This window comes from Mucilaginibacter sp. SG564, from assembly GCF_013149275.1.
GTDB lineage: Bacteria > Bacteroidota > Bacteroidia > Sphingobacteriales > Sphingobacteriaceae > Mucilaginibacter.
Window position 1 is genome coordinate 1 of record NZ_JABGNA010000006.1, and the last position, 12,638, is coordinate 12,638.

General features: G+C 43.6%; 8 protein-coding genes and 1 riboswitch. All 8 genes read left to right on the top strand.

All coding sequences use genetic code 11. The features are described 5' to 3' along the window. The first annotated feature begins 312 nt into the window (after nucleotides 1-312). The 8 genes from FHW89_RS14555 (at nucleotide 313) to metF (ending at nucleotide 12,564) form a co-directional block, all read left to right on the top strand. The gene (locus tag FHW89_RS14555) at nucleotides 313-1,293 is read left to right on the top strand and encodes an alpha/beta fold hydrolase (protein ID WP_172335800.1); all 981 of its coding nucleotides are present in this window, start codon (nucleotides 313-315) and stop codon (nucleotides 1,291-1,293) included. A 161-nt stretch (nucleotides 1,294-1,454) separates the two neighbouring features. After that, complete coding sequence (tsaE, locus tag FHW89_RS14560) at nucleotides 1,455-1,871, top strand: tRNA (adenosine(37)-N6)-threonylcarbamoyltransferase complex ATPase subunit type 1 TsaE (protein WP_172335801.1); 417 nt, start codon at nucleotides 1,455-1,457, stop codon at nucleotides 1,869-1,871. 309 nt (nucleotides 1,872-2,180) lie between these two features. Continuing rightward, a complete protein-coding gene (locus FHW89_RS14565; protein ID WP_172335802.1) occupies nucleotides 2,181-3,410 on the top strand; it encodes an alanine dehydrogenase in 1,230 nt (409 codons plus the stop codon). Between the two features lie 10 nt (nucleotides 3,411-3,420). Beyond that, nucleotides 3,421-4,101: a M15 family metallopeptidase gene (locus FHW89_RS14570; protein WP_172335803.1), complete on the top strand. Its 681-nt coding sequence runs from the start codon at nucleotides 3,421-3,423 to the stop codon at nucleotides 4,099-4,101. Between the two features lie 210 nt (nucleotides 4,102-4,311). Next, nucleotides 4,312-5,295 carry a YihY/virulence factor BrkB family protein gene (locus FHW89_RS14575; RefSeq protein WP_172335804.1) on the top strand — a complete coding sequence of 328 codons (984 nt, stop codon included), beginning with the start codon at nucleotides 4,312-4,314 and terminating at the stop codon, nucleotides 5,293-5,295. A 996-nt stretch (nucleotides 5,296-6,291) separates the two neighbouring features. Next, nucleotides 6,292-7,023: a Bax inhibitor-1/YccA family protein gene (locus tag FHW89_RS14580; protein ID WP_172335805.1), complete on the top strand. Its 732-nt coding sequence runs from the start codon at nucleotides 6,292-6,294 to the stop codon at nucleotides 7,021-7,023. A 418-nt stretch (nucleotides 7,024-7,441) separates the two neighbouring features. Next, nucleotides 7,442-7,552: riboswitch (SAM riboswitch) on the top strand. 162 nt (nucleotides 7,553-7,714) lie between these two features. Beyond that, complete coding sequence (gene metH / locus FHW89_RS14585) at nucleotides 7,715-11,404, top strand: methionine synthase (RefSeq protein ID WP_172335806.1); 3,690 nt, start codon at nucleotides 7,715-7,717, stop codon at nucleotides 11,402-11,404. Nucleotides 11,405-11,607: 203 nt separating this feature from the next. After that, nucleotides 11,608-12,564 (top strand): methylenetetrahydrofolate reductase [NAD(P)H], encoded by a 957-nt coding sequence (gene metF / locus FHW89_RS14590; RefSeq protein ID WP_172335807.1) that lies wholly within the window; start codon nucleotides 11,608-11,610, stop codon nucleotides 12,562-12,564. Nucleotides 12,565-12,638 lie beyond the last annotated feature (74 nt).

The window sequence follows — 12,638 nt, forward strand, 5'->3', positions numbered from 1 at the left end:
ATTTAGTTCTTAACCCCCCCCTGCACCCCCCATTTCAACAATAACAACTAGTACTAAATAGAACTATCTTAAAACCAAAGGTGAGTCGATATGCGCCTTGCCTTTTACATCATAATTTTTCGTCCCCTAAGGGTCTCCTGAAAGGGATCTTGGGGCTGCTTGTTAACTAAGTTTTATTTGCTTTTTTCTTTCTACCCAAGGAATAGCCCTTAGCGGCAATTGAGCGCTCTGCAACAACGCTCCCCATACTCATAATGACTTTTTCCTGACCCAATCCTTTAAACATTTATAACCCTCGCCCGTATTAACATCATGCGTTTAAAAATCATACTGCTATTCACTATACTTACCCTGTCCGCCGCTGTATATGCACAGTCGGATACCCTTTCCATCACGCTCGAAAATGTAAAATATCCCTACCCGGTAAGTTTTATGCCTATCAAGGTAGAAGGGCAGGATATCCGGATGGCCTACATGGATGTGAAACCGGACAATGCTAATGGCAAAACCGTGGTATTGTTTCACGGTAAAAACTTCGGTGGTTATTACTGGACAAACGTGATCCAGGCCCTTACCGCCAAAGGCTATCGCGTCATAGTGCCCGATCAAATCGGCTTCGGCAAATCGTCAAAAGCTATTATCCATTACAGCTTTCACCAGTTGGCCCGCTTTAATAAAAACCTGCTCGATACTTTGGGTGTGCAGAAAGTAACCATCCTGGGCCACTCCATGGGTGGTATGCTGGCTACCCGCTTTACACTCATGTATCCCGACCGGGTGGAAAAGCTTTTATTGGAAGATCCCATTGGTCTGGAAGATTACCGAACCTTTGTACCCTACCAAAGCGCCGAAGATGATTATAAAACGGAGTTGAAAACCACGTTTGAATCTGTAAAGAAATATTACCAGACATCGTACTTTACCAGCTGGAAACCGGGGTATGATTACCTGGTGAAAATAGGCTCGGGCGTAAGCAAAAGCGCCGACTTTCCGCGATATGCTAAAGTTGCCGCGCTTACTTTTGAAATGATTTACGAGCAGCCGGTTTGCTATGAGTTTGGGTTGATCAAAGTACCCACCGTATTGTTTACCGGTAAAGAAGACAAAACCATTGTAGGCAAAGGCCTGTTAACCGATGCCGAAAAAGCAAAACACGGGCAATATAAAATACTGGGCCCCGAAACAGCTAAAAAGATTCCCGGCTGTAAGCTCATTGAATTTGATAACTGCGGCCATATACCACACATTGAAGTGCCCGAAAAGTTTTTAAAGGCGCTGGATGATAATATTTAGTAAGTGGTGATTTATAAGGTCAAAGTATTTAGGTATTTTTGGAGAAGAAAACCCCCTTTTGTCATGCTGAACGTAGTGAAGCATCTATTATACAATAGGCAATGAGAAGAATAGATCCTTCGTTCCTCAGGATGACAAACATTTTAAAATAGTCAATTAGCGTGTTAATAACTGTACAATCACTGGCAGATCTGCCTGCCGTCGCCGAAGCCATCATAGCCCATGCGGGCAATAACCGGATATTTCTTTTTTATGGTGATATGGGAGCCGGCAAAACCACATTGATCAAAAGCCTGTGCAGTTTTTTAGGCACTGAAGATACGGTCACCAGCCCAACGTTTGCTATTGTGAACGAATATCAAAGACCGGAAGATAAAATTTACCATTTTGATTTTTACCGGCTTAAAGATCAAACAGAAGCGCTGGATATGGGTTATGAAGAATACTTTTATGCCGGTGCTTACTGCTTTATTGAATGGCCCGAAAAGATACCCGATCTGCTGCCAGATCATTATACCCGCATCAGTATAAAAGCCGTAAATAATGGTTTGCGAGAGGTTAATATGGAAAATGTATGAGCGAATGTGTAGATGTGCAAATAACTAAAACGATCGTCATTGCGAGCGATAGCGTGGCAATCCCAAACTATACAGAGCGACTCTGTAAATCGGGGATTATTAATGTGTTATTGTTTTTATCGGGATTAATGAGCTCCTTTCAGTCGGTTGTCCACGTCGTTCCTCCTCGCAATGACGTTTTTTTTTCGTTTTTTAGAAAACTTCTGCGATATGAAAAATCACTAATTCAATAAATCAGTAATTCAATAATTAATCCAAATCAGTAATTCAATAATTATTTTTATCTTCATCAGCCACAATTAAAACATCATGAGTTCAGGGATATACAGTGGGTTTTCTGACGTTGCCAAACAGGCAATGATGCAGCCTCAGGAGTCGATGCTGGAGGTTAAGAGCAAAAAGAACAAGTTATACATCGGCATTCCAAAAGAGGTATCTTTCCAGGAAAACCGTATTCCCTTAACCCCGCTTTCGGTTGCTTTATTGGTTAATAACGGGCACGATGTTATTTTAGAAAGCAATGCCGGGCAGGCAGCCAATTTTTCTGATAAAGATTACAGCGAACAGGGTGCGCGTATTGTTTATGATACCAAATCTGTTTATCATGATGCCGATATCATCATTAAAATAGCTCCGCCGGTAATGGCCGAAATTGAGCTCATGAAGCCCGGACAAATACTGATATCGGCCTTGCAGCTGGCTACCCTGAAGGCTGAGTGCCTGCATGCCATGATGGCCAAAAAAATCACGGCGCTGAGTTTTGAACATCTGCGCGATGAGGGCAATACCCTGAGCGTGGTACGCGCCATGAGCGAAATTGTAGGCGCCACATCTATATTGATAGCGGCCGAGTATTTGAGTAATGTATTTGACGGCAAAGGCCTGATGCTGGGCGGTATTACTGGCGTACCCCCTACCGAAATTGTGATACTGGGTGCTGGCACCGTTGGCGAATATGCTGCCCGTACAGCTATATCTCTGGGTGCCGAGGTGAAAGTTTTTGATCCATCGATATATAAACTGCGCCGCCTGCAAAATAACATTGGCAGCCGGGTTTTTACCTCGGTAGTGCAGCCTATCGTGCTCGAAAAAGCCATTACCACCTGTGATGTAGCCATTGGCGCCATGCGGGCCGAAGACGGGCGCAGTCCGTGTATTATTTCTGAAGCTACGGTAAGCCGCATGAAGCGCGACTCGGTGATCATTGATGTGAGTATCGATCAGGGCGGTTGTTTCGAAACCTCCGAGGTTACCAACCACACCCATCCAGTGTTCCGTAAGCACGATGTTATCCATTATTGTGTACCCAATATAGCCTCGCGAGTGGCCCGTACCGCCACTTACGCCCTTACCAATATATTCGCGCCTATACTGCTGGATATCGGTGACCAGGGCGGTATTAAAAACGTGATATGGCAAAAATCGGGCGTGCGTAACGCAGTATATATTTATCATGGGCACCTCACCAATAAACATATTGGCGAGCGTTTTACTATCCCTTGTAAAGATCTGGATCTGCTTATCGTATCGCACCGGTAAACCCTATCCTATGCATCGTTTTATCATAGTACTGATTTTTGTTTTAACTGGTATAAATGCCAGCGCGCAGCATTATAAGTACATTGATAGCACCAAAATAAGCGGCCCTGCGTGGTACAAAAAACAAGTAAAAACCAATCCCGATAAACAGCTGGTCGAGATCAGGCGGTACATCCCGCAGATAGCGCTGGACATTCGTTACGCTACCACCAATAATTTTATGCACAGGCGTATGTATCAGCAGGCAAAAGCCTATGCTCGCCTGCCTGTGGTAAAAGCATTACAACTGGTAGAAACCGATCTGCAAACCCGTGGCCTCGGTCTTAAAATTTATGATGCTTATCGCCCCTATTCGGTTACGGTTAAATTTTATGAAATGACCCCGGACACCAATTTTGTGGCCAACCCGCGCAGGGGATCCAAACATAACAGGGGTTGTGCTGTGGATTTGAGTTTGATTGACCTGAAAACAGGAAAGGAGCTGGATATGCCTACCCCGTTTGACAGCTTTAGCAAAAAGGCCGCGGCCAATTATCCCACCCTCAGCAAAAAACAGCTGGAGAATCGCGAATTATTAAAAACAATAATGCAGGCCCATGGCTTTACCGTATTGAAAACGGAGTGGTGGCATTATGATTTTAACGGCTGGGCCGGTTATGAATTGTTGGATGTTCCGTTTTCGGGACTATAGGATTTTTGGGGTAAGGATTTATGAAGCAAGAACTTTTGGATTTTTGGAACAAAGAGCCGGAATAGGAAAAGATTTTCCCTGTCCTTATTCCTTGCTCTCCAAATCCTTGTTCCAAAGTCCCCAAATCTAAAAGTCTCCAAATCTCAAAGTCCCAAAGAAGGCATTAAAATTGCTACGCTTTGGTTCGATGCATCAATTAAATAGGCGCAAATGAAACTTTTTGGTAAAGAACGTTTAAAACGATTGTGGAAAATACTGGTAGCTACTTTTAGTGGCTTCATCAACGATAATGGCTTAAAACTAAGCGCGTCATTGGCTTATTACACCATTTTTTCCATCGCGCCCCTGCTCTTTTTGCTTATCGCAGTAGTTGGTTTAATTCCTATTGCCAAAACAGATACACTATATCAGCAAATAGGTACCTATGTTGGTGCCGATGCAGCCAACCAGATTCACAGTACGGTAGCCAGCCTTAAATTAAACGGGAAGAGTGGCTTTGGTTTTGCTATAGGTATTGTTACCTTATTGGTAGGTGCAAGCAGCATATTTGTAGAGATACAAGACTCGCTAAACATCATCTGGAGAGTAAAGGCAAAGCCCAAAAGCGGCTGGATCAAACTGCTCCGGAACCGTTTTGTGTCATTTTCATTGATCATTAGTTTAGGTTTTTTGCTGCTGGCATCGTTGCTGGTTAATTTTATTATAGACGCTGTAGGATCCAAAATAGAGGAGCTTTTGCCTGCCTTAAAGTTTACTAAATTATTGGTACAAGGTATTAACCTGGGCGTAACGTTAATGGTGATCTCCATTTTGTTTGGCATCATATTTAAGTTTTTGCCCGATGTGAAGATCAAATGGAAGGATGTGCGTAGCGGCGCGTTTTTTACAGCCTTGCTGTTTATGCTGGGGCAGTATCTCATCGGTTTGTATATTCAATATACGGCGCAGGGATCGGTATATGGCGCTGCGGGCTCGCTCATCGTTATCCTGGTGTGGATCTATTATACATCGGCCATACTATACATCGGCGCGGAGTTTACCCAGGTTTATGCCGAAGCCAGCGGCAGCCATATTGAGCCAGCGGAGTACGCCGTACATGTACAGCAAACCGAGGTAGAGCGGCACGTAAAAGAACTACCCGCCCAAAACCCGGAGCTGCTGAAGAAAAGTAAAGAGCTGGAAAACAAGGGGTAAAAAGGATGGCAATGGCCTGTTGACTCAATGATATTTTTCATGGCCTTTTACTTATGTAACATATGGCAAATATGACCATGGCGAACACTGCTCCTATAGCAATGATCAAAGTTGTTTTTTCTGTCATTGTTTTATGGTTTTGACGTGATTGGTTAATATTCCTGAAGGCGATAAACAAGCCGATCAGCGCAGTTGTCAGTCCTATTATTGCTGTAGATAAATCTATAATTGTCTTCATACCGATATATTATGTTTTGGCGGGTTTTATCAAAAGTCAAATAATTCCAATGTCGTTTATAGCCGGATGATAGCTGGTTGAAAGCTTTGCTCGCAGCATAAAAACATTGTGGGTTACATCTATAAGATAAATTATTATGTTTTCGTCTTAAAATGATGAGTCCAAAAGGGCTAAAAACGATCGTTTTATGACTTAAATGGCCTGTTAATTGGTAGTATGTTGAAGTTTTTATTTCTGATATACAGCTTTTTAGATTTTTTTAAAAAAAAAATCAGGATTATTTGAAAACGAGGGAATATTTATAAGAAATGCATAACCCAGCCGTGTCTTCTTCCCCGTCAGCAGATAGGCCTTTTTAATTATTGAATTACTGAGTTATTGAATTATTGATTAAAACAACCTTTTCCTTCCCCGTCAGCAGATAAGCTTCGGGCGAAAGCGGGCAGAACAATGGTGGACTGTGCGGTTGCTGGGGCATAGCTAGTTTTTGCTGAAGCGCAGGGAAACGAGCGAATGAAATAGGGCAAAATAATTGCAGCCCGTGGTTCTGCCTTGTTTGCCGGGCAAAAGCCCTGAGCGCAAAGAAGCCTATCTGCTGAAAGCCCTTTGGTTACTTTGTGGCTACAAAGTAAAGGCCCTCCCGCGGCCAAGAGCGGGTATACGCCAGTCAATCATATGCTATCACCCTACCCAAACCCCTTCACACGATATTCACATTTTATTCGTAAATTCGTATATTAATTTATTTTAATAAAAAAATGGAAACTAAAGATCCTGAATACGTTTATAAAAACGTAATACAATTAAACGAAACGGATGCATCACGTAAATTCATAGCCAATGTGTTTTTATGGATGTTTGTGGCATTGGGCCTTTCGGCAGTCTGTGCATTCTTATTTTCTCAGAATCAGGCCCTGCTTAATATGCTTATCGATCCTGTCACTGGTCGTAATACAGGTTTAGGTACTATTACGATGTTTGCACCGCTTGCATTCGTGTTAATCATCTCTTTTGGCTTTAACCGGTTATCCTACGGGGTTTTAGCGTTCTTGTTTATTGCTTTTTCGGCAATAATGGGTATTAGCTTAAGCTATATACTGTTGGTTTTTACGGCAGGCTCGGTTTTAGGTGTGTTTATCACTACATCGGTAGTATTTGGTGTAATGGCCATCGCCGGTTATACAACAAATACCGATTTGACCAAATATGGCCCAATCCTGATGATGGGACTGATTGGTATTATCGTAGCATCTTTATTGAATATGTTTATGCACAGCAGTGGCTTAGATTATATCATTAGCTACGTAGGTGTAGCTGTATTTGTAGGTTTAACCGCTTATGACGTACAGAAACTAAAACGTATTGGCGCAGGTTTGGAATACGGTGATGCATCGGCTTCAAAAATGGCATTGATGGGTGGCTTAACTTTATATCTGGATTTCATCAATCTTTTCCTGATGATCCTGCGCTTATTCGGCAGAAGAAGATAATAGCCAGAAAACATATTTTTATACAACAGCCCGGTTCTTTGCAAAAAGAACCGGGCTGTTTAGTTAAAGTCCAGATAAGCACAAAACCGACCGTTCGGTATTTCGCTCTTTTATGGTCAATCATTTAATACTTTTTAAACTTTCCAAAACGGGCAAAAATTTTGTTAAAAAGTGTTAAAACAGCGTTAAAACTTTGTTAAAGTGATCAAAAAACAAGCGTTTTTACTTCGTTTTTGATTAAAAAATGTTAAAATTTAAGGTTTAAAAAGTTTTCCCGGACACGTAATGGCGGGATTTTAGTAGCATAACTCCTCTATACCTCATGCTAAATATTCATGCAATTGTAAACACGTATAAAGTACACCATTGGAGGAGGTAAAACTATTGCATATTAAAGCTTTATTGTGCACCTTTGCATTGCTTATAGAGAAAGGCGGAGGGATTAGACCCTGCGATGTCTTAGCAACCTGTACCATACAAGGTGCTACATTCTACTCAACAATACACAACATGTTGGGAAAGATAAGCGAAAGTCAGTCATATACCCGACTTTTCGAGATAAGCTGTATTTTTTAGTATCAAGTAGCTAGTATCAGGTAGCAAGACAGTTTCTGCCTTTATTCCTGCTATACTACCATCAGGCGCCGGGTTTTCGGTCCTTGATACTTGATACTAGCTATTTGATACCAACATGGATATTAAAAAAGAACTAGAGAAACGCATACTGGTAATTGATGGGGCAATGGGTACCATGATACAACGGTACCAATTATCCGAGCAGGATTTTCGTGGGGAGCGTTTTAAAGATCACACGACCGACTTGCAGGGCAATAACGACCTGCTGAACATCACCCGCCCTGATATTATCAAGGCTATACATGCCGAATACCTGGATGCCGGTGCCGATATTATTGAAACGAATACCTTCAGCACGCAAATAATTTCCCTGGCCGATTATAAGCTGGAGGAGCTGGCTTATGAGCTGAGTTTTGAAGGTGCACGCCTGGCCCGAGAAGTTGCCGAAGAATATACCGCCAAAAATCCGGCTAAACCTCGTTTTGTGGCAGGTGCTGTTGGGCCAACCAACCGTACCGCATCGCTGTCCCCAGATGTAAATGATCCGGGATATCGTGCTGTAACATTTGATGACCTGGCCGAAGCTTATTATGACCAGGTACGTGGCCTGGTTGATGGCGGCAGCGATCTGTTGCTCGTTGAAACCATATTTGATACCCTGAACGCCAAGGCTGCTTTATTTGCTATCAACAGGTATGCAAATGAATCGGGTAAACATCTGCCTATTATGATCTCAGGTACTATTACCGATGCTTCGGGGCGTACCCTGTCGGGTCAAACTGTGGAGGCTTTCTGGAACTCGGTACGGCATGCTAACCTGCTTTCGGTAGGTTTAAACTGTGCTTTGGGTGCTAAAGAAATGCGGCCTCACCTGGCCGAGCTTTCCGAAAAAGCCGATGTATTTATATCAGCTTATCCTAACGCGGGTTTGCCTAACGAGTTTGGCCAATATGATGAAACCGCGCACGAAACCGCTCATCAGCTGGATGATTTTATAAAAGCGGGCCTGGTAAACATTGTGGGTGGATGTTGCGGTACTACACCTGAGCACATTAAATGTATTGCCGAAAAAGCCGCTAAATATTCGCCAAGGATAGTTCCTACGGTCGATCCGAACCTGCGCTTGAGCGGATTGGAAGCTGTTACCATCACCCCCGAAAGCATTTTTGTGAACGTGGGTGAGCGTACCAACATTACCGGATCGCCCAAATTTTCGAAACTGATCCTTGCCGAGGATTATGAAGCGGCTTTGGCCGTAGCCCTACAGCAGGTAGAAGGAGGAGCCCAGGTGATAGATATTAACATGGATGAAGGTATGATCGATTCGGAAGCAGTGATGGTGAAGTTCCTGAACCTGGTAGCTTCTGAACCGGATATTGCCAAACTGCCCATCATGATCGACTCCTCAAAATGGACAGTCATTGAAGCGGGATTAAAATGCATCCAGGGCAAGGGCATCGTAAATTCCATCTCGCTGAAAGAAGGCGAAGAAAAGTTCAAAGAACATGCCCGTAAAATATTAAGCTATGGAGCTGCTACGGTAGTAATGGCTTTTGACGAAACCGGTCAGGCCGATTCGCTGCAGCGCCGTATCGAGATATGTAAACGTTCTTATGATATCCTGGTGAATGAAGTTGGTTTTCCTCCTCAGGACATCATATTCGATCCCAATATATTAACCGTAGCCACCGGTCTGGAAGAGCACAATAACTACGCCGTCGACTTTATTGAAGCTACCCGCTGGATAAAACAAAATCTGCCGTATGCCAAAGTAAGTGGTGGGGTAAGTAATATCTCCTTCTCGTTCAGGGGCAATAATGTAGTGCGCGAGGCGATGCACTCTGCATTTTTATACCATGCCATCCGTGCAGGTATGGATATGGGTATTGTAAATGCCGGTATGCTGGAAGTGTACCAGGAAATTGATAAGACCTTATTAGAGCTGGTTGAAGATGTGCTGCTGAACCGCCGTGAGGATGCCACTGAACGCCTGGTAGAATATGCCGATACCATCAAAAGTAAAGGCAAAGAGGTAGTGCGTGACGAAGAATGGCGCAAAGGTACTGTTCAGGAACGTCTTTCACATGCCTTGGTAAAAGGCATCATCGAATACCTGGATGATGATGTGGAAGAGGCCCGTTTGGCATACAGCAAACCGCTGGAAGTAATAGAAGGCCCGCTGATGGACGGGATGAACATCGTGGGCGACCTGTTTGGAGCCGGTAAAATGTTTTTGCCACAGGTAGTAAAATCGGCCCGGGTAATGAAAAAGGCGGTGGCCTATCTGCTGCCTTTTATCGAGCTCGAAAAACAAAGGGTTATTGCCGCCGGTGAAGATTCAAGCGGTAGCCGGGCCAATGCCGGTAAAATATTAATGGCTACCGTGAAAGGTGATGTGCATGATATTGGTAAAAATATAGTAGGTGTAGTTTTGGCCTGTAATAACTTCGAGATCATTGACCTGGGCGTGATGGTGCCTGCGCAAAAAATTATTGAAGAAGCCAAAGCTCAGAATGTGGACATTATTGGCTTGAGCGGACTGATCACTCCTTCGCTTGACGAAATGGTGCATTTTGCCAAGGAAATGGAGCGAAACGGCTTTACTATTCCGTTAATTGTTGGCGGCGCAACCACATCGCGCATCCATGCTGCCGTGAAGATCGACCCGAACTATTCCGGTCCGGTAATTCATGGAATCGACGCATCGCGAAGCGTGACGATGTGCAGTAATTTAATGAGTAAGGATAACCGCGATGCTTACATCCAAAGTATAAAAGACGAGTATGCTAAGGCCCGTGAAGCGCATCTGAACAAAAAATCAGACAAGCGTTTTGTGACTATAGATGATGCCCGTAAGTCAAAATTCCAGATCAGTCTGGATGGCGATGTGGCTATAAAACCAACGTTTACCGGCACCAAAGTATTTGAATCGTACCCACTGGAAGAGTTGGTGCCCTATATCGACTGGACACCGTTTTTCCATACCTGGGAACTCCGCGGCAGTTACCCCAAAATATTTGCCGATAAATTTATAGGCGATGAAGCTAAAAAGCTTTATGATGATGCACAGGAATTACTGAAAAGAATTGTGGATCAGAAACTGTTAAAAGCCTGTGGCGTGATAGGATTTTGGCCAGCCAATAGTGTGGGTGATGATATAGAATTATACACTGATGAAAGCCGAACGCAACTGTTAACCCGCATACATACCCTGCGGCAGCAAACCGAAAAAATGAAAGGTGACCCATATTATGCCCTGTCGGATTTTATTGCGCCGAAAGAAAGTGGAGTGCCCGATTACATGGGGGGCTTTGCTGTAACAACGGGTTTGGGCTGCGATGAACTGGTAGAAGAATTTGAGCGTGACCATGACGATTATAACAGCATTATGGCCAAAGCATTGGCCGATCGTTTGGCCGAAGCCTTTGCCGAAAAAATGCATGAGCTGGTGCGTAAAGAGCACTGGGGCTATTCAAAAGGCGAACAGTTAAGTAACGAAGACCTGATCAAGGAAGAATATCAAGGTATCCGCCCGGCGCCGGGCTATCCGGCCTGTCCGGATCATACCGAGAAAACCACCTTGTTTGATCTGCTCAAGGCTGAGGATAACGCCCACATGCATCTCACCGAAAGTTTGGCCATGATGCCGGCTGCATCGGTAAGCGGCTTCTACTTCGCGCATCCGCAGGCCAGGTATTTTGGCCTGGGTAAGATCAGTAAAGATCAGGTGGAGGATTATGCTACCCGTAAGAACATGGATCTCGAAACGGTTGAACGCTGGCTTAGTCCGAATATTAACTATTGAATTAAATAAAAACAAAACACACGTGTCATTGCGAAGAAATAAACACAAATAGACGTCATTGCGAGCGTAGCGTGGCAATCCCCAATAAGCAGAGTCGCTTTGTATAGTTAGGGATTGCCACGCTACGCTCGCAATGACGGAAGAATAAAAATCTCGCAATGACGGAATGATAAAAACGCAACCCGAGCCCCGCAACCCGAACCATGAAAATAACCGAACATATAGCTAATGCAGCAGGCAAAACACTTTTCTCTTTTGAGCTAATTCCACCACTAAAGGGACAAAGCATACAGGGCATATATAACGCTATTGATCCGTTAATGGAGTTTAAGCCGCCATTTATTGATGTGACCTCGCTGCGCGAGGACTATATTTATAAGCAGCACCCCAATGGTTTGTTGGAGAAATTAAGCTATCGCAAACGCCCCGGCACTATTGCCATCTGCGCGGCTATCATGAACCGGTATAAGGTAGATACCGTTCCGCATTTGCTTTGTGGTGGTTTTACCCGTGATGAAACGGAGAACGCCCTGATCGAGTTGGAGTTTTTGGGTATCGAGAATGTACTGGTATTGCGTGGCGATGCCCGCAGCAGCGATTCATCGTTTGTGCCTACTCCCAACGGGCATGCTTATGCTACCGATCTGCTACAGCAGGTAGTGAACATGAACAATGGTGTTTATTTGCATGAAGATTATGATAATATCGCCAAAACCAATTTCTGTATTGGGGTGGCCGGTTATCCCGAAAAACATTTTGAAGCCCCAAACCTAAAAACAGACTTTAAATACCTGAAACAAAAGGTAGATATGGGTGCCAGCTTTATTGTTACCCAGATGTTTTTTGATAATCAGAAATATTTTGATTTTGTGAACAATTGCCGGGCCAACGGCATCACGGTACCTATTATACCAGGGTTGAAACCTATCACCACTTCAAAACAATTAACAGGTTTAGCCAAAACTTTTCATATTGATATGCCAGAGGATTTGTGTGATGCTATTCACGGATGTAAATCAGAAAAAGATGTAAAAGATATGGGGATTGAGTGGATGATAAACCAATGTAAAGAGCTGGTGAAATTTGGTGTGCCCGTATTGCATTTTTATACCATGAGCAACGCCGGGCCAACCAAACGCATAGCCGAGGCTATATTTTAGTAATTAGCTATTCTAAATGTTTTGGAGCTAAAATGCTGACTAAAAATTTATATTTTTAGTTTTATTATTCTCCA